Origin of the sequence: Euzebya rosea (assembly GCF_003073135.1) — a bacterium.
GTDB classification, from domain to species: domain Bacteria; phylum Actinomycetota; class Nitriliruptoria; order Euzebyales; family Euzebyaceae; genus Euzebya; species Euzebya rosea.
In genome coordinates this window covers 164963-182297 of the sequence record NZ_PGDQ01000004.1, presented here as the reverse complement: position 1 = coordinate 182297, position 17335 = coordinate 164963, and the positions used below count along the sequence as shown (strand labels likewise).

General features: G+C 70.2%; 27 protein-coding genes. 26 read left to right on the top strand and 1 reads right to left on the bottom strand.

The window, feature by feature from the left end; genetic code table 11:
• Positions 1–178: 178 nt before the first annotated feature.
• From CUC05_RS25090 to CUC05_RS05930, 11 genes are all read left to right on the top strand, one after another.
• Complete coding sequence (locus tag CUC05_RS25090; RefSeq protein WP_108665401.1) at positions 179–1345, top strand: mechanosensitive ion channel family protein; 1167 nt, start codon at positions 179–181, stop codon at positions 1343–1345.
• Between the two features lie 91 nt (positions 1346–1436).
• Positions 1437–1685, top strand: coding sequence for a DUF6458 family protein (locus CUC05_RS05975; protein WP_108665173.1), 249 nt, complete (start codon positions 1437–1439; stop codon positions 1683–1685).
• Positions 1686–1932: 247 nt separating this feature from the next.
• Positions 1933–3351: a type I glutamate--ammonia ligase gene (gene glnA, locus CUC05_RS05970; RefSeq protein WP_108665172.1), complete on the top strand. Its 1419-nt coding sequence runs from the start codon at positions 1933–1935 to the stop codon at positions 3349–3351.
• 226 nt (positions 3352–3577) lie between these two features.
• Positions 3578–4132: a hypothetical protein gene (locus CUC05_RS05965; protein ID WP_108665171.1), complete on the top strand. Its 555-nt coding sequence runs from the start codon at positions 3578–3580 to the stop codon at positions 4130–4132.
• Positions 4129–4695 (top strand): hypothetical protein, encoded by a 567-nt coding sequence (locus tag CUC05_RS05960; RefSeq protein WP_157965271.1) that lies wholly within the window; start codon positions 4129–4131, stop codon positions 4693–4695. Before CUC05_RS05965 ends, CUC05_RS05960 begins: the two co-directional genes overlap by 4 nt.
• Complete coding sequence (locus tag CUC05_RS05955) at positions 4692–4889, top strand: hypothetical protein (RefSeq protein WP_108665169.1); 198 nt, start codon at positions 4692–4694, stop codon at positions 4887–4889. The genes CUC05_RS05960 and CUC05_RS05955 overlap by 4 nt, the downstream gene beginning before the upstream one ends.
• Positions 4886–5347, top strand: a complete 462-nt coding sequence (locus tag CUC05_RS05950) for a sigma-70 family RNA polymerase sigma factor (protein ID WP_108665168.1) — start codon at positions 4886–4888, stop codon at positions 5345–5347. The genes CUC05_RS05955 and CUC05_RS05950 overlap by 4 nt, the downstream gene beginning before the upstream one ends.
• Before the next feature lie 64 nt (positions 5348–5411).
• Positions 5412–5597, top strand: coding sequence for a hypothetical protein (locus CUC05_RS05945; RefSeq protein ID WP_108665167.1), 186 nt, complete (start codon positions 5412–5414; stop codon positions 5595–5597).
• Positions 5594–5962, top strand: coding sequence for a MerR family transcriptional regulator (locus CUC05_RS25820; RefSeq protein ID WP_108665166.1), 369 nt, complete (start codon positions 5594–5596; stop codon positions 5960–5962). The genes CUC05_RS05945 and CUC05_RS25820 overlap by 4 nt, the downstream gene beginning before the upstream one ends.
• Positions 5963–5996: 34 nt before the next feature.
• Complete coding sequence (locus tag CUC05_RS05935) at positions 5997–6203, top strand: hypothetical protein (RefSeq protein ID WP_108665165.1); 207 nt, start codon at positions 5997–5999, stop codon at positions 6201–6203.
• Positions 6204–6902, top strand: coding sequence for a recombinase family protein (locus CUC05_RS05930; RefSeq protein WP_108665164.1), 699 nt, complete (start codon positions 6204–6206; stop codon positions 6900–6902).
• A 242-nt stretch (positions 6903–7144) separates the two neighbouring features.
• On the opposite strand, the gene CUC05_RS05920 is transcribed toward CUC05_RS05930, so the two are convergent.
• Positions 7145–7471 (bottom strand): hypothetical protein, encoded by a 327-nt coding sequence (locus tag CUC05_RS05920; RefSeq protein WP_108665162.1) that lies wholly within the window; start codon positions 7469–7471, stop codon positions 7145–7147.
• Positions 7472–7690: 219 nt separating this feature from the next.
• On the opposite strand from CUC05_RS05920, the gene CUC05_RS05915 reads away from it, so the two are divergent.
• From CUC05_RS05915 to CUC05_RS05855, 15 genes are read left to right on the top strand one after another with little or no spacing between them, the layout of a single operon-like run.
• Complete coding sequence (locus CUC05_RS05915; protein WP_108665161.1) at positions 7691–7972, top strand: hypothetical protein; 282 nt, start codon at positions 7691–7693, stop codon at positions 7970–7972.
• Positions 7969–8109 (top strand): hypothetical protein, encoded by a 141-nt coding sequence (locus tag CUC05_RS24525; RefSeq protein ID WP_157965269.1) that lies wholly within the window; start codon positions 7969–7971, stop codon positions 8107–8109. Before CUC05_RS05915 ends, CUC05_RS24525 begins: the two co-directional genes overlap by 4 nt.
• Before the next feature lie 13 nt (positions 8110–8122).
• Entirely contained in the window at positions 8123–8587 is a 465-nt protein-coding gene (locus CUC05_RS05910) for a hypothetical protein (protein WP_108665160.1), read from the top strand.
• Positions 8587–8964: a hypothetical protein gene (locus tag CUC05_RS05905; protein WP_108665159.1), complete on the top strand. Its 378-nt coding sequence runs from the start codon at positions 8587–8589 to the stop codon at positions 8962–8964. The genes CUC05_RS05910 and CUC05_RS05905 overlap by 1 nt, the downstream gene beginning before the upstream one ends.
• On the top strand, positions 8961–9542 hold the full coding sequence (locus CUC05_RS05900) for a phage terminase small subunit (protein WP_476702724.1): 582 nt from the start codon (positions 8961–8963) through the stop codon (positions 9540–9542). The genes CUC05_RS05905 and CUC05_RS05900 overlap by 4 nt, the downstream gene beginning before the upstream one ends.
• On the top strand, positions 9539–11095 hold the full coding sequence (locus tag CUC05_RS24520) for a hypothetical protein (RefSeq protein ID WP_157965267.1): 1557 nt from the start codon (positions 9539–9541) through the stop codon (positions 11093–11095). The genes CUC05_RS05900 and CUC05_RS24520 overlap by 4 nt, the downstream gene beginning before the upstream one ends.
• Before the next feature lie 26 nt (positions 11096–11121).
• Complete coding sequence (locus CUC05_RS05895) at positions 11122–12609, top strand: phage portal protein (RefSeq protein ID WP_157965266.1); 1488 nt, start codon at positions 11122–11124, stop codon at positions 12607–12609.
• 15 nt (positions 12610–12624) lie between these two features.
• Positions 12625–13362 (top strand): hypothetical protein, encoded by a 738-nt coding sequence (locus CUC05_RS05890; protein WP_108665156.1) that lies wholly within the window; start codon positions 12625–12627, stop codon positions 13360–13362.
• Positions 13363–13416: 54 nt separating this feature from the next.
• Positions 13417–14127 carry a hypothetical protein gene (locus CUC05_RS05885; RefSeq protein ID WP_108665155.1) on the top strand — a complete coding sequence of 237 codons (711 nt, stop codon included), beginning with the start codon at positions 13417–13419 and terminating at the stop codon, positions 14125–14127.
• 51 nt (positions 14128–14178) lie between these two features.
• On the top strand, positions 14179–15222 hold the full coding sequence (locus tag CUC05_RS05880; RefSeq protein ID WP_108665154.1) for a major capsid protein: 1044 nt from the start codon (positions 14179–14181) through the stop codon (positions 15220–15222).
• A complete protein-coding gene (locus tag CUC05_RS05875; protein ID WP_157965265.1) occupies positions 15222–15611 on the top strand; it encodes a hypothetical protein in 390 nt (129 codons plus the stop codon). Before CUC05_RS05880 ends, CUC05_RS05875 begins: the two co-directional genes overlap by 1 nt.
• A 3-nt stretch (positions 15612–15614) precedes the next feature.
• Entirely contained in the window at positions 15615–16055 is a 441-nt protein-coding gene (locus CUC05_RS05870; RefSeq protein WP_108665152.1) for a hypothetical protein, read from the top strand.
• Positions 16039–16455, top strand: a complete 417-nt coding sequence (locus tag CUC05_RS05865) for a phage virion morphogenesis family protein (protein ID WP_108665151.1) — start codon at positions 16039–16041, stop codon at positions 16453–16455. Before CUC05_RS05870 ends, CUC05_RS05865 begins: the two co-directional genes overlap by 17 nt.
• Before the next feature lies 1 nt (position 16456).
• On the top strand, positions 16457–17056 hold the full coding sequence (locus CUC05_RS05860) for a hypothetical protein (protein WP_108665150.1): 600 nt from the start codon (positions 16457–16459) through the stop codon (positions 17054–17056).
• Positions 17056–17334: a hypothetical protein gene (locus CUC05_RS05855; RefSeq protein WP_108665149.1), complete on the top strand. Its 279-nt coding sequence runs from the start codon at positions 17056–17058 to the stop codon at positions 17332–17334. The genes CUC05_RS05860 and CUC05_RS05855 overlap by 1 nt, the downstream gene beginning before the upstream one ends.
• The last annotated feature ends 1 nt before the right edge of the window (position 17335 follow it).

Genomic DNA, 17335 nt, shown 5'->3' with positions numbered 1-17335 from the left:
GCACGGGGATCCCCCTGGGGAAGGAAGCTGGATTGGGGCGCAGGATACGAAAGGTCGGGGCCGCGAAGGCGGAGCCGTCCCGGTCGGCGCGCAGGATGCCTGCTGATCGGCAGGGAATGTCACGATCGGACGGGTCCTGACGTTTGCGGGCCACCCAGCGTGCAAGAGTCGGAACGAGATGAGCTTCCTTTCCCCCATCCCTGCCCTGTTCTTCCCGTGGCTGGCCCAGACGCCATCGCCCACCCCCACACCGGTCGACCTCGAGACGGTCGCGGACAACTTCCGTTGTGGTGAGGACAACGTGATCTGCAAGTGGGTCCTCGACGCAACGGGGAACGACACGCTCGCGAACCTGCTCGGCCAAGTCATCCCCGTGCTCCTGTCGATCCTCCTGATCCTGATCGCGGCCGCCATCACCGCGCGGGTGGCTCGGCGGTTGATCGCCGGGGCGGTGCGACGCACGGCCAACGAGAGCCAGGAGGCCATCGGGCGCATCGCCAAGCGCGCCCCGGGGATGGTCGATGGCCTGACCGTGGAGGAACGCAAGGTCACCGAGGAACGGTCGCGACAGCGGGCCGACACCATCGGCGGCGTGGTCGGATCGATCGTGGCCTTCGTGGTCTGGATGATCGCGGTCTTCATCATCCTCGGGCAGCTGGACATCAACATCGGGCCGCTCGTCGCCGGTGCCGGTGTGGTCGGCGTGGCGCTGGGCTTCGGTGCCCAGTCGCTGGTCAAGGACTTCCTCTCCGGCACCTTCATGCTGCTGGAGGACCAGTACGGCATCGGCGACGTCGTCAACGTCGGTGAGGCAACCGGTGTCGTGGAGGCCATCAGCCTGCGCGTCACGCGCCTGCGCGACGTCGAGGGCACCGTGTGGCACGTCCCCAACGGCGAGATCAGCCGGGTCGGCAACATGTCGCAGCTGTGGTCTCGGTCGTTGCTGGACATCGGTGTCTCCTACGACACCGACCTGGACCACGCCTCGGCGGTGCTCACCGAGGTCGCCCACGGCATGGCCGTCGACGACGAATGGGCCTCGGAGATCCTCGAGGAGCCGGAGCTGTGGGGTGTCCAGCAGTTCGGCCCCAACGAGGTCGTCCTGCGCCTTGTCATGAAGACCCGTCCGGCCTCGCAGTGGAAGGTCAACCGCGAGTTCCGTCGTCGCCTGAAGACGGCCTTCGACGACGCCGGCATCGAGATCCCGTTCCCCCAGCGCACGATCTGGATCAAGCAGGACGTGCCGGCGGCCGGTGTGCCCGCTGCCGCCATGGAACCCGCGGCCGCCCACCCCGTGGACACCTCACCGCCGGAGGACCCCGTTCCCCCGGCGCCGGGCGACTAGTTCCGCCGGACGGGGTTGAAGTACGTCACGCGGGGCATGCCTTCCTCCATATCACCGTCCCGGGCATCGGCCCGGCAAGGAGGCAAGTGTCATGGCCATCGGAAGCGCAATCGTCCTGTTCGTCATCGGTGCGATCCTGGCGTTCGGCGTCGAGGTCGACGTCGCCGGGCTCGACCTGGTCGTCATCGGCCAGATCCTCATGGCCGCCGGCGTGATAGGTGGGCTGATCGGCCTGGCGATGTGGGCCAGCAACCGTCCCAGCCGTCGCCGGGAGACCCTCCAGGAGGTCCACCGCACCGCCGATGGTGGTCAGGTCGTCCACACCGAGCACCGCGTCTGACCGACCCGGTATCCCCCAGAACTCCCCAACGCCCCGGCTCCGGCCGGGGCGTTTCCGTGTCCCGGGCGTCGGGTAAGTGCCACCCGCCCGTTGCCGTCGAGTCGCAACGGACGCGCGTAACACGGTAGAAACGAACAGGTCATGCGACCGTGACCCCGGGTTCGATAGGTTCGCCGCTCGGGGTGTCAACGCGTGTTGAGCGAGCACCACCCCCCACCCAGAGCTGACCGAGCAAGGGAGACCACCGTTGGGTAGTCCAGAAGACGTCCTGAACAAGATCAACGACGAGGGCATCCAGTTCGTCGACTTCCGCTTCATCGACCTGCCCGGTCTGATGCAGCACTACACGACGCCGGCGCACCAGGTAACCCGCGAGGTGTTCGAGGACGGCCTCGGCTTCGACGGCTCCTCGGTCCGCGGATTCCAGGAGATCCAGGAATCCGACATGCTGCTGGTGCCCGACCCCAGCACGGCGGTCGTCGACACCTTCCGCCAGCACCCCACGCTGATCCTCAACTGCTTCGTGCGCGACCCGCTCACCGGCGAGAGCTACAGCCGTGACCCCCGCTACATCGCGCAGAAGGCCGAGGCCTACCTGCAGTCGACCGGGATCGCCGACACCTGCTACGTCGGCCCCGAGGCGGAGTTCTTCGTCTTCGACGACATCCGCTTCATCTCCGAACCCAAGGGATCGTTCTACGCCATCGACTCCGTCGAGGCCGCGTGGAACACCGGCAAGGACGAGGGCCCGAACCTGGGCCACAAGATCCGCCACAAGCAGGGTTACTTCCCGCTGCCCCCGATGGACCACATGACCGACCTCCGCTCGGAGATGGTCGTGGAGCTGGAGCGGGCCGGCATCGAGGTCGAGCTGCAGCACCACGAGGTGGGCACCGCCGGGCAGGCCGAGATCGACTTCCGGTTCGCGCCGCTCGCGCAGTGCGCCGACCAGGTCATGCTGTTCAAGTACATCGTCAAGAACGTGGCCCTGCGCAACGGCAAGACCGCGACGTTCATGCCCAAGCCGATCTTCATGGACAACGGCTCGGGCATGCACACCCACATGTCGCTCTGGAAGGACGGGGAGCCGCTGTTCTACGACGAGACCGGCTACGCCGGCCTGTCGGAGATGGCCCGCCACTACATCGGCGGCCTGCTGCACCACGCCCCGGCGGTGCTGGCCTTCACCAACCCGACGACCAACAGCTACAAGCGGCTGGTCCCCGGCTACGAGGCCCCGATCAACCTCGTGTACAGCCAGCGGAACCGTTCGGCGGCCTGCCGCATCCCGCTGATCTCCAAGAGCCCGAAGGCCAAGCGCGTGGAGTTCCGCGTGCCCGACCCGTCGTGCAACCCCTACCTGGCGTTCTCGGCGCTGCTGATGGCTGGCCTCGACGGGGTCAAGAACAAGATCGAGCCGCCGGACCCGGTGGACAAGGACATCTACGAGCTCGGCCCGGAGGCCCTTGCGGACCTGCCGTCGGTGCCCGCCAGCCTCGACCAGGCCCTGGCTGCGCTGGAGGACGACCACGAGTTCCTGCTCGAGGGCGGCGTCTTCACCGAGGACCTCATCGAGACCCACATCGACTTCAAGATGCGGGCCGAGGTCACCCCGAACCGGCTGCGCCCCACCCCGCACGAGTTCGAGCTGTACTACGACATTTGAGGAGAATTGGCTGGTCAGCGCGTTGGTGACCGGCCCACGGGAGCCAACTGGAGAGCCAACCTCAGAATCACCTCGGCCACGGCCTCCTCGACTGATCGAGGAGGCCGTTGGCTTGCCCCTGTCTCCGCCGCCGCCTGCCCGGCGAGTCGCCCCGGATTCGACGTCCCGGGAGTTACGGACGTGTAGTCTGTCTGGTGTGCGGAGCCCGGTGAGTTAGGGAGCTGGCGTGGCCCCGACGGATGTCGAGACCACGCCGATCAGCAGAGACGACCTCAGTCGGCTGGTCGATCGCCTCGACCGCGCTTCTGCCTTCGGGACGCAGTGCGAGATGGGTCGGTTGGCCATCTGGGCCTCCCACGACACGTCGCCGGGGGGCCGTGAGCGGTGGATGCGGGTGTGTGATGATCTGCTCACCGTCGATCGGTTGCTGGCGGAGCTGATCGGCTCGTGGGACGGCGCCTACAAGCGGTTCGGTGCTGGCGGCCGCTATCCCAAGGGTGATGGGGTCCGCCTCGGCCTGGAGCGGATCTGTGAGGGGCTGCGCACGGTGGTGGCCCGCAGCCGCCGTCATGACCTGCGCCGCGCCGCCCCCGTCATGCAGGAGATCCTGACCCGGCTGGTCCGCACCTACCTACTGATGAACCGTGCGTACCACGCGTCGGGTGGACGACGTCGTCTGCCACCCCGTCCGGCAGCGTCGGGCTGGGAGAACCTGCCGGCGGGGTCCAGCGCGGCGTTGACCGCGGCCGCGCGGCGGCAGGCCATCGACCGGGCCGGTTGACCGTGCCGGGGCCCGACGTCGTCCTGGACGTCAGGGTCGCCGATGCGCTGCGTCTTCTCGCGGAGATCGCCGACGGCCTTGCCGGTCGGGCACACGAGAACGCCTGGTGGCCCTACCGGGGCACGTCGGCCGAGCCGTCCAGCAAGACCCAGCCGACGGCCAGCCCGTCGCTGGCCGTCGGCGAGTCCGGCGCGCTGGACAACTACCGGATGGCAACGGGACACCTGCAACGATGCGAGGTGGCCCTGATCGCCTGCGCCGCCGGCGAGCGGTGGCGGTGGGCGAAGGCCAAGGTCCTCCTCGACGACGTCGCCGGAGTCGAACGGTCTCCTGCGGCGCTGGTCCGCACGGCACGCTGGTGCCTGCGCGAGCTGGTGGACCTGCGACCGGCGATCGCCGATCCGGAAGTGACCCGCGACGTGCTCGCCCAGCTCGGCGAGGCCTGCACCCAGGCGGGCCTCGCCCATGCCCGGCTGCTGCGGGCCGCCCCCCACCCGCCGACCGGCGGCCGCGGCACGAGACGATCGCCGACACGGCCTGCACGTCGGGGTGGTCAGCGATGAACGTCGGACGGCAGATCCGCGCGCGGATCGTGGAGATCGACAAGCGCATCGCCGTGCACACCCTGCACCTGCGCGCCCACGACCGCGGCGAGTGCAAGGAGGTCTGCGACCTGGTCTCCATCCGCCATCGACGAGAGGTATGGATCGCCCATCGTGTCCGCGAGATGCAGTACCTGACGGCGGGTGACCCGTGATGCTGCCCGGCGCGGTGTGGGCGCTCGCCCACCGGATGGCCCGTCGGCTGCCGGGGGTCGACCCGGAGGACCTGGCGCAGGAGGCCGCCGTGGCCATCTGGCGCAGCGGCGCCACCGATGTCGCACTGCAGGTGACCATCGGCCGACGCCGGATCATCGACGTCAGCCGATCCATCACCGGACGACAGCCCGACGACCCACGGCGCCTCCAGGCCGTCGAGCTCACCCGCGACGTCGTGTCGACGGGGGCGGGCCCGGAGCAGCAGGTCGTGGCCGACGAGGACGCCGGCGAGCTGGCCGACAGCCTGGCCGGCCTGACGTCACGCGAGCGTGACCTGCTGTTGGCCGTCTGGCGCGACGAGACGCTGGACGAAGCCAGCCGACGTCACGGCATCACGCCCTCCCGTGGCAGCCAGATCCGCTCCCACGTCCGCGCCCGGCTCAGGAGGCTCGCGTGACCCGCCAGCAGGTGCTCGACGTCGTCAACCGCCACCGTGCCGCCGCCGGCTGGCTCCGCTGGGCATGCGGAACTACCAGAAGGCCGTCCGCATCGCCCGGCATCACCGGCTGGTGTCTCCCGAGTTCCTGGAGTGGGCCCATCTGGGCTACTTCCCCACGCCGGCCGAACGTGCCGGCGGCCCCGTCATCGGGTTGCGACCTCCCTTCCCCAGGCCGCAGCCCCACCCATCGAAGGACGACCCGTCATGAACGAACCTGACCGGGAGCCGGTGCCGCTGTACGCGGCGCGTGCAGCGGCCGGCCTGGCCGGCGTCACCTACCGGCAGCTGGACCACTGGGCCACGACCGGCCTGATCACCCTCACCGTCCCCGCAGAGGGATCGGGGTCCCGTCGGCTGGTCTCCCCCGCCGATGTCGCCGGCCTGTGCAGGGTCGCCCAGCTGCGCGACCTGGGCGTGACGCTTGCCGTCGCCGCCCATCCGCCCGACGGGCTGGCCCGCCTCGTCGATGACGACGTCGTGGCGGCCACCGTGGCGGCGCTGCAGCACCTGCCGGTCCTGGCCTACTTCGTGGACGGTCGTGCGGTATCTCCAGAGGCGCTGCAGCGTGCGTGATTCGACCGGATCCCGTACCCCGGACGCACCTTTCGTGGACGACAGCCCGACGGTGCACATCGACGCCCGTGTCGGGACCCGCCGAGAGTGGATCGCGGTGTGCAATTCCGAGGTCGCCCGGCTTCGAGAGATCGGCGCGGATCCACAGCTGATCGACGAGTGGCTGGACGAGCGTCTGCGAGCTTCCAGCGGCCCGCGAGAAGGCGGCTACATCATCCTCACAGCGATCGTGGACGGGTAGATGTTGGACGCCCCCCCTCGTCCACGATTGGGGTATGCCCGTGTGTCCACGGACGAGCAGGAGATCTCGATCGACGCGCAGCGCGACCGTCTGCACGCGTGGGCTGTCAGCCGCGGCATCGATGACCTTCAGATCCGGGTCGACCAGGGCCATTCGGGAAAGACGCTCAAGCGTCCGGCGATCGCCGAGGCCCTGACGGAGTTGGAGGCCGCCGGCACCGGGACGCTGGTGGTGTGCAAGCTCGACCGGCTGACCCGCTCGGTCGTTGACTTCGCGGGACTGATGGAGCAGTCCCGTAGACAGGGCTGGCATCTGGTCGCCCTCGACGTCGGCATCGACACCTCCACACCCGCCGGCGAGCTGCTCGCCACGATCATGGCCGCGCTTGCCCAGTGGGAACGTCGACAGATCGCCGACCGCACAATCACGGCCCTGGCACGCAAGGCCGCCGAGGGTCACCGGCTGGGTCGCCCATCGGCCATCCCAGATGACGTCCTCGCCCGCATCGTGGGGCTGCGCGGCGCCGGCCGGTCCTACCAGGCGATCGCCGACGCGCTCAACGCCGATGGCATCCCCACCGCCGGCCGCGCCGCACGTTGGGGCAAGTCCAGCGTTGCGAGCGCGGTCAAGACCGCCCGTCTCAACGACCGGGCCCGGGCCCGGGCCGAGGAGTTCGCCCGACGCGGAGATGACGGATGACCTGCAGGACCCGCGGATGCACCCGTCCGGCGGACGGCGAGTCGTTCTACGGCCGGTGCGCGGTAGACATGTGGTGCACACACTGCGACGTCAAGGAGGTGCGCGTCGGGCAGGTCTGCGACACCTGCCGCGAGTACGAACGCACCCACGAAGGACGGCCACGCCCGATGGACCTGATCGAGCTGCAACGCCGACGATTTCTCAGCGATGACCGCTGAGTTCCCGCCTTCCTCCAGTCCGGATCAGTCAAGGTCTGACTCATCGATCAGGATGGACTGGCTGGACTCCAGCACGCCGTGCGGGGCATGGACGGTGCCGCGGACGGTATAGCGGCCAGCCTTCAGGGCGTCGGAGGGGTGCCAGTCCTGGGGAAAACGGAACGTGGGGTTCGTTCCGGACAGCAACCCATGAAGACTGTGGCCGAACCCGACCGGCTCACGGGAGACAGAAACGCAGAAGGCCGTCTCGCGAGGGAACCCGTCAACCAGCAAATCACACAGCAGCGTCGGGCCCCGGTCGCCGCCCGGAAAGCGAACCACCTGAAGGTGCAGACGCACCGTCGACTTCATGCGACGCACGCTATTCCTGCTCGACGGATACCAACAGGGCTGGAACCCGAATTGTTGCAGCCCGTGTCCGACCGCGGCAGAGTGCAGATTGTCAGTGTGGCCACTCGACCGCCCAGGCCCACCGGCACCACCCCTGCGGCAGCAGCGACATCGTGATGTCGTATGCCTCCCGCATACTCGGTTGGGTAGCCCATCCCCTCGTCTTCCCCCGGAGGGGCCATGACCGACGCTGAAGCCGCAGACATCTTCGAACGGTTCCACCGCGAGCAGCTGCCCGCGCGCGTGAAGGAGTTCGAGGACGCAAAGCGCGTGCTCCGACGGCGCTTCCAGAAGAAGGGCACCGCCCTGTACCGGCGCACCATCGCCTGCGCGCGACGCTCGGCCCGACGCTTCAGCCAGACCAAGGCACTCGAGCTCGGCTACCTGACCGAGGAGCAGATCGAAGCAGCCCGAGTGGAGAACGAGCAGCTGGTCCTCAGCTACGTCGGCCCCACCGAATGACCCGCCTGCATCAAGAGGTGCGGACCCAGCGGCGCACACGACGCCTGCTGCTGGAGCACCGGCTGACCGCTGTCCTGGCCCTTCTCGTGGTCCTGGCCGCGGTCAGCCTTCAAACGCTGTGGCCGATGGTCACCTGAGGAGTACCGAGCCATGCGTCACCTGCAACCCGATGCGCAGCAGGTGCTGCGGACCTACCTGCCTTACCTGATGCAGGAGCTCGGGTTGGAGCGGTGGACGATTGACGTCCGGCCTGCGGCGGCGAGGGACGGCGCCACTGCCCATATCGATGTCACCTACGCCACCTGGTACGCCGAGCTGCACATCGCGGCGGACTGGTCGGACTACACCGCCGAGGCCCAGCGCAACACGCTGGTCCACGAGCTGCTGCACATCCTCCACCACCCCCTGACCAGCTACGTCGACGAGCTTCTGGACGCGCATGGATCCGCACCGATGCGCGAGGTGATCCGCACGCAGGTCGAAGCAATGGTCGACCGCCTGGCTGGCATCATCGCCCCCACACTCGAGCTGCCGACTGCCGGGTTTCGCGAAGGTCTCGAGGGCTGGCTCGGCACACGGTTCACCGTCGACGAGGTCATCGACAGCGTCCCCTGATGCAGCTGCCTCGTCTCTGCGGCTGCGGTGACGTCCACCAGGCCGACGAGGTCTGCCCGCGTCGGCGACGCCGGCGCAACACCGGCCCCACCGCCACCGAGCTGGGGTATGACCACCACTGGACGCGGACGCGCAACGCCTACGCCGCTGCCCACCCGGACTGCGAGTGCGGAGGCTATGACCGCTGCGACCATCCGGCCGGCAGCTGCACGGTGCAGCCGCGCGAGGTCGACCACGTCGACGGCCTCGGTCCGCTCGGCCCGCACGGCCACGACTGGGCCAACCTCCAGCACCTCTGCTCGACCTGTCACCGCCGCGCGACACAGCATCGCCGCAGACGGGGGGGTGGGGGGAGCGGGTCCTCGTCTGGGGAGTGACTCGCCAGACCATCGGGAGGTTGTACGGGTTCGGGAGTCCGCCGAAGCCTGCTTGGGGGGCCCGGATCGTCCGTGAACCAGCCGGCTTCGGCGGCTGGGGGACCTGTCGCCAATCTGAGGAGGTGGACGTGCCTGGACCGGAGGGCAAACGCAACCCGGTGCGGCGCAATCGCGAGTCGGCATGGGTGGATCTGCCACGCGGGACCGATGAGGTGCCGACGCTGCCCCGCCCCAACGGGCGTGGCTGGTTGAAGGCCACCCGGGACGCGTGGGCGCGCTGGTGGCGATCGCCGATGGCGCACGAGTGGGACGCCTCGGACTACTACCAGCTGGTGTCGATCGCGGTGCTGCTTGACGACTGGCTCCGGGGGGACCTGGACAGCCTCAAGGAGCTCCGCCACTGGATGCAGCACTACGGCCTGACCCCCAAGTCGCGGCGGACGCTGCGGTGGGCGATGCCCGACACGGGTGATGAGCGCGGGCCGGACGAGGCCCGCCGGGCCGAGGCGGCCGGCCGGTCCCGCCAGCGCGGTGACGATCCCCGCCGGTTGCGACCGATCGAGGGTGGCAGGACGTGAGCGAGGAGGAGCTGCCGCCCACCCTGGGCCCGGTCGTCATCGACTGGATGGAGGACCACCTGGTCCACGGACCGGGCCCGATCGAGGGTGACCCGTTCGTCCTTCCGGTGGAGCATCGGGCGTTCGTCTGCCGACTCCTGGAGCTGCAGGTCCTGCCCGACGGCGACCCGGGACCGTGGGGTGTCGGCGTGCGGTGGCGGTGGCGCCGCGCACACCTGGAGCGGATCAAGCAGTGGATGAAGAGCCCGCTGGCCGGCGCCCTGGGTCTGGCCGCCCTCGCCGGGCCGTGGCGGTACGACGGGCTGGACAGCTACGGCGACCCCGTCGGCGTCCCGATCCGCTCGGCGCGTGTGCTGGCCTACGCGGTGTCGGAGGATCAGGCCGATTTCATGTTCAAGCCGGCCCGCGGCATGGCCCTGGGATCCGACATCGCCAGCCGCTTCGACGTGACGATGGACCGCATCGCCACCGCTGACGGGTCGGGGGAGTTCAGCCCCCAGTCCTCCCGCATGAAGTCCAAGATCGGTGACGGCGCCGACCTGGTCATGCTCGACCAGACCGAGTCGTGGACCACCCACGACCTGACCAAGCTGGCCGAGGAGGCCACCCGACAGGCCGCCAAGCGCTCCGGGCTGCGGCTGGACCTGGCCAACGCCGGATCCCCCGGCGGCGGGTCGGTCGCAGAGGAGGCCCGCAAGCCCTCCCCCACCGCCCTGGTCGACGTCCGCGCCTCCGACGGCACCCACGACGTGTCCACTCGCCGCGGCCGCCGCGACGCGCTGCTGCAGGCCCGCGGTGATGCCGACTGGATCGACGTCGAGGGCCTTCTGGACGACGCCGATGACCCGACGGTGGACCTGGCGGAATGGATCCGCTGGTACACCGGCCTGTGGGCGGAATCGGCCGACCAGCCCTGCACCAAGGACCGCTGGACGGCCGTGTTCGAACGCAAGGCAGACCCCGTCAGCGCCGGCGACAAGGTCGTGCTGGGATGGCACGGCCGCCGCGACGACGCTGCCGCACTGGTCGTGTGCCGATTGCACGACGGCAAGGTCCGGCTGCAGAACCTGTGGGAACGACCCGAGGGATCGGCGGGAGAGGACTGGGAGATCGGCGAGGACGTCGTCGACCGGGCCGTCAGCGCCGCCATGGAGATCTACCGGGTGGCGATCCTCGCCGTTGATCCGCCGCACTGGCGGTCGATGCTGCTGCGCTGGACCAGACGGTGGAAGCCCTACCGCGACGGACCGGTCCTGGCGGTGCAGACCCAGAAGCCAGCCCAGTTCGGCCCCCACGTCGACGCCTTCCTGGAGGAGCTCCGCGGCGTCACGTTCGCCGCCGACGTCGACGAGCGTCACGCCCGCCACATCGGCAACGCCCGCAAGTCCACCGCGTCGGGCTACACCACCCTCGTCCGCGCCGGCCGGGCCCAGCCGCACACCGCCGCGGTGTCCACCGCCATCGCCCGCGCCGCCCGCGCGGTGGCGCTCACCAAGCCGCCGAAGTCGTGGGGCCGCAACCGCGCCGACGCCCCGGTGCTGATCACGTACTGACCGACCGACGAGCAGGAGGCCCGCAGGTGGACGACGACGACCTGCTGGCCCGCTCCCCCACGGACTGGATCCGCAAGCTCGAACCACGACTGAGGGACCAGGCCGAGCACGCCGAGCTGCACGACAGCTTCTACTCCGGCGACCGGCGGCTCCTGCTGGTCGAACGCGACTTCCGGGACATCTTCAACGGCCTGCTCGACAGCGTCCGGGTCAACCTGTCCCGCATCGTCGTCGACGCCCGGGTGGAACGACTCGCCATCGACGGGTTCGCCGTCGACGACGACGACGGTGCCGACGCCGTGGACGCCAACAGGGTGGCCCGCACCGCCGCAGCCATCTGGCGTCGCAACCAGCTCGACGAAATGGCCGGCATCGCCCACCTCGAGCGAGCCATCAAGGCGGTCAGCTTCGGTGTCGTGTGGCCCGACGACGACGACCGTGCCACCGTGTCGATCGAGGACGCCACCCAGATGGTCGTCGAGCGGCGCCCCTGGCCGCCCTACGACGTCGTCGCCGCCATGAAGGTGTGGGAGGACGACTGGGACGGCACACGCTTCTGCGAGCTGTATCTGCCCGACGGGATCCACCGGTTCGTCGGGGGCAAGCGGCTCGCCGGCGAGCTGTGGGTTCCCTCCAGCGTCCGCATCGCGTCGGGCTGGCGGCCCGCCCCCGGCACCGACGTCAACGGCCGTGACGGCCGCAACCCCTTCGGTGGCCTGGTGCCCGTGGTGGAGCTCACCACCCGGGCACGACTGCTGAAGGACCCGCAGTCCGACCTGTACGACATCGCCCCCCTGCACGACGCCTACGACGTCACGATGGCCCAGTTGGTCATCGCCGGCAACTTCTCCGCGATCCCGATCCACACCATCGCTGGCGCCATCATCCGCGTCGACAAGGACGGCAACCCCGTCGACGAGGACGGCAACCCCACACGCCCCTTCGACAAGCGTGGGGACCGCAACTGGGTGTCGCCGGACAAGGACACCAAGTTCGGGACTCTCCAGCCCGGCAACCTCGGTGAGATCATCAAGACCCGCGCGGAGATCCTCACCGGCGTCCGCGGCCTGTCCAGGGTGCCCATCCACTACTTCGACCTCGGTGGCACCTCCGGTGTCGGCGCGGAGATGCTCAAGGCGCTGGAGGGCCCGTTGGTCCGTGCCATGGCCGCCGAGGAACGCGCCCTCGGGCCACAGTGGGCCCGCCTCCAGCAGCTGGCCCTCACCATCGAGTCCCCCGACCTGGCCAGGGCACCGCTGCGGACCGCGTGGGCAGACACCGAGACCCGCGCGGACTCCCAGGACGCCGACGCCTTCAGCAAGTTCCACACCGCCGGCGTCCCCCTGGACGAGGCCATGCGCCGCGCCGGATTCGGCGAGCGGGCCATCCGCCACGCCGTCGAGCTCAACGCCCACCTCCTCGCCGGCGACGACCGCCAGGACGGGCTGGACCTTCCCACGCCGCCACGCCGCGGCCCGACCACCCCGGTACCGGCGCCGCCGCCGGCCGCATGACCCCACGGAGACCCGATGACCCGTCTGCTGCTCACGCTGCTCGCCCGCCTGCTCGGCCCAGCCGCCGCGGTGCTGCCGCTGCTCACCCTCGCCCTGTTCGACACCGACGGCGGCGACACCGACGACGAGGACGACGACGAGGACGACGAGGACGACGACGAGGAGGACGGGGACGACGAGGACAACCGTGTCGCCGAGCTCGAGGCCGACCTCGCCAGGGAACGCACCCGTCGTCGCCGGGCCGAACGCAAGGCCCGCAAGGCCCGACGTCGCGCCCAGGAGGGCGACAACGACGACGACGAGGACGACGACGACGAGGACGACGGCGACGAACGCCGCCGGCAGGAGCGCCGCACGTCGCGGACCAGGATCGCCCGAGCCAACCGGCGGGCCCTGCGGGCGGAGGCCAAGGCGCTGGCCCTCGAGTCGGATGTGCGTCGTGATCGCGTCGAGCAGTTCCTTCGCCACGTCGACCTCGACGACGAGGACCTGATGGATGCCGACGGCGACATCGACGAGGACGCCCTTGCCGAGGCCATCGAGGACGCCATAGAGGACGTGCCCGAGTTCATCGACTCCGCCGGTGGTGGCAACAACGACGACGACGGGGACGACCGCGGTCGCCGTCGTGGACGTGAACGCGAGCGGCGTGGCCAGCCCAACCGTGGCGCCCGACGGACCCGTCGCACACCCATCGGCGAGCAGGTCAAGGAAGGCCTGGCGCTCATCGAACAGACCACCGGGCTGCGCTGACCCGCGCCCCGACCCGCTCACCCGAACCCGATCCACCTGCAAGGGAGCATCGTCATGACCACCACCGACCCCAACGACTTCGCCGTCTCCGAGACGACCTACGCCGACGAAGACCGCAGCTGGGCGTCGTCCCAGCTGCTGATGTACGGCGCCAGGGAGACCATCACCCTCGACGGTGACCTGTTCACCGACTTCACCGACGGCCACGTCCCCTCCGGGGTTGTCATCGGTGCCGCAGTCGGTGAGCTCGGTGGCCCCTACGCCGGCAACCCCAACGAGGTGGTGGTGATCACCCGCACCGCCACCGGTGGGACCGTCGACATCACCCTGGACGGCGAGACCAACGCCGGCGTGTCGATCGTGGCCGCCACCACCGCCGCACAGGTCCTGGCTGCCCTGGAGGCGCTGTCCAACGTCGACGCCGGCGACGTCACCGTCACCGGAGACGCCGGCGGCCCGTTCACCGTCACCTTCGTTGCCGGCCCCTACGCCGGCGTCGACGCGCCCGACCTGGTCATCGACGACACCGACGCCACCGGCGGCACCGTCCTCGCCGCGGTCACCGACGGCGGCACCGACGTCGACGACGACACCAACCTCGCCCGCGGGCACCTGCTGACCACCGTCATCGGGCTGACCGCCGGCAAGCACATCCCCGCGGTCGTCATCCGTGGCCCCTACGTCGTCCACGAGGCCCGTCTGCCCGACGGGCACGGCCTGGACGCCGCCGCCAAGCGGCAGCTGTCCGAGGTCCTCTACCGCTGACCCGGCGGAACCCCAACCACCAACCCCCCTGCCAACAGGAGCTGATCCGCCGTGAACCTCGTCACCAACCTGGTCCCCCTCGATGTCCTGACCGCCACCATCCGTGAGCTGGAGTTCGGCGAGAACGAGCTCCAGGCCTACCTGCCCAACGTGATGGTCGAGGACGTCGACTACCGCTTCGCGGAGGTGTCGCGCTCCAACCGTGCCGCCCGCATCCGTGCCTACGACGCTCCGCCGGAGGTCGGCAAGCGGCCCGGCGTCACCGAGCGTCGGGGCGGCCTGCCGCCCATCAGCGAGATCTACCCGCTGACGGAGTCCGAACGTGTCCGGCTGCGTCGCATGCGTGGCGGCGCGCTGGACGTCATCCGCCGCAGCGTCTACACCGACTCCGCGCTCGGCACATCAGCGATCGCCAACCGGGTGGAGATGCTCCGCGGCGAGGCGCTGTCCACCGGCGAGGTCGTCATCGACGAGGGCGGCGTCACCGTCACCATCGACTTCGGTGTCCCCTCGGGATCGAAGAAGACCGCCGCGACCGCATGGACGACGGTGACCGGCAACGACATCCTCACCGAGGAGCTCGGCTGGCTGGCCGCCTACCGGCTCGCCGCCGGCGGTGCCCCCGGCGAGGCCGTCACGTCCTTCCAGGCGCTGTCGCTGATGCTGCGCAACGCTGCGGTCCGCGAACAGCTGTCGGTCGGTGGGACCGTCCCCTCGATCGTCACCCCCTCCCAGCTCAACGACTTCCGCCGCTCCCACGGGCTCCCGCCGATCCGGGTGTACGACCGTCAGGTCGAGGACGCCGACGGCAACCTGCAGCGGGTCATCGCGGAGAACAAGCTGGTCTACCTGCCCGGCTCCGGTGAGACCGACCCGTCCCGCCGTGTCGGCGAGACCCAGTGGGGTGTCACCGAGGAGTCCGCGGAGCTGGCCGAACGGCAGATCATCGACGCCGACGACGCCCCCGGTGTCGTCGCGGTCACCCTCAAGGACGACCTGACGTCCACCACCTACACCAAGGTGTCGGGGATCGCGCTGCCCGTCATCAAGCAGCCCCGCAAGATCCTCACTGCCACCCTGTGGCCCGCCGCCTGATGCGAGTACTCGCCACATCCGTCAGCCTGCCCGACCCCGACCGGCCCGGCTTCTGGCTGCAGCTGGACGCCGGCACCCCAGACACACACCAGGTCGGCGACGCCACGCTCGCCGACCTGGTGTCCAACCCCGCGGCCTGGACCGACCTCGACCTGCCCGACGACGACATGCCGGCCGACAGCCTGCCGGTCCCGTCGGACGGGCCGGAAGACGGGCCGGCCGATGGGCCGTCACCCGCCGGCCAGGAACCGCCCCGTTCGGGCAAGGGCGCCACGACCGACGCGTGGGCCCGGTTCGCCACCGACCTCGGTGTCGATCCGGGTGGACGGGGACGCGACGACCTGATCGCCCTGCTGCTCGAGCAGGCACTCATCGACCCCGAGGAGTAGCCGATGGCGACCTGGACGCCGACCCCCGACGACATCAGGTCGTTGCTCCCGTCGTGGGCCAACGCCATCCAGGACGACCTGGCCGGCGCCGTGGCCGTCCGGGCAACCGCCGACGTCGGCGCCGACGTCGGCGCCTTCGACCCGACCCGGCCGATCAACCCGCGCGCTGCCGCCTCCGACCGGATCACTCTCGGCGATCTCGCCCGCAACGCCGCGGCGCTCCGCGCCGCCCAGCAGTGGGCCAGCGGCTACATGCCCGAACGGGCCGGCGCCACCGCGGGGATCGTCCAGCAGCTGCAGGACCGCTACACCGAGGCCGTCGAGCGGCTCCGCACCAACGTCGGCATGCACGGCCGCATCGGTCACGGCGAACCGGTCACCGGATCGGTGCGGATGACCCTGCCGACCGTCGGTCGAGGACCTTCCGATGTCGCTCGAGGCTGACCTCAGCGAAGGCCTGGCCGCATGTGATGGCCTGATCGACCGCGCATCGGACCTGCGGCCGCTGCTGCAACGCATCGCTGAGGACTTCACCGCTCTCACCCATCAGGCGTTCGCCGCACACGGACCCCCCGGACAGCCCTGGCCGGCGCTGGATCCGGACTGGGCGGCCCGCAAGACCGGCCCACCGGGTGTCTTCACCGGGATGCTGCAGCGTGCCGTGACCGGCGACGCGACCATCGGCGCGGACCGAATCGGCCTCGACGCGCCGCCCCACGTCCGCTACTTCACCGCCGCCCGGCCCATCGCCCCGACCGACGACGACCTGGTCCGGCGGTGGATCCCCATGGCCGAGCAGCACCTCACCGGCGCCGCCGGCGGACAGTTCGACGGAATGGTGTGAGATGACCCCCCTCGTCACCACCGCCCAGCTGCGCCACGCCGTCGAGGACACCCTGAAGCTGTGGCTCCCATGGGCGCTGGCGGAGGCCTGCGCCGCAAACGACCTGCCACGCGATCACCTCACCGTCCCGGACGACGACGCCTGGCACGAGCTCCATGACGTCGAGGAGCTCATCACTGCCGCCGCCAAGATCCCCGCCGGCGCCGTCGTCATCCCCGATGAGGAGTACGCCGACACCCGCCGCCACCAGGGCCGCTACCAGATCATCGTGGGCGTCGTCACCCGCGGCGTCGGATTCGACGACACCGTCACCGTCAACGACCTCTACCGGGCCGCCATCCGGATGGTCCTCGTGCAACAGCCCAGCCTCGGCGGGTTCGCCGGCGACACCCGGGTGCGTCGATCCAACTACCGGCCCGTCGCCGGCGACGTCGCACGCACCCTCCTGTACGGGCGCGTCTACGCCGACACCCGCGTCGACGACATCACCCCACCGGCCCACGAGGCACCAGGCGAACCCCCCGACCCCATGCAGGGCATGCCGCCCTGGACGGTCCCCACCGACCTCGAGCTGTCCGTCGACCCGCAGGAGCGCAGCTGATGACCACCCCCATGACCAACCCGGGACCCCGCCCCGTGGTCCTGCAGGGGACCGGCCGGGTCGTCGGCGCCGGCGAGAGAACCGACGTCGCCGAGGAGGACCTCGACACGCCCGGTCTGCGGCCCGTCCGGCCTCCGACAGGGCCGCGGCCGCCGGCCGGGAATGCCCGCACCGACCAGTGGGCTGCCCACGCCGCCTCCATCGGCGTGGAGCTGCCCGACGACGCAACCCGTGACCAGATCAAGGCCGCCGTGGCGGCCCACACCGAGGAGAGCTGAC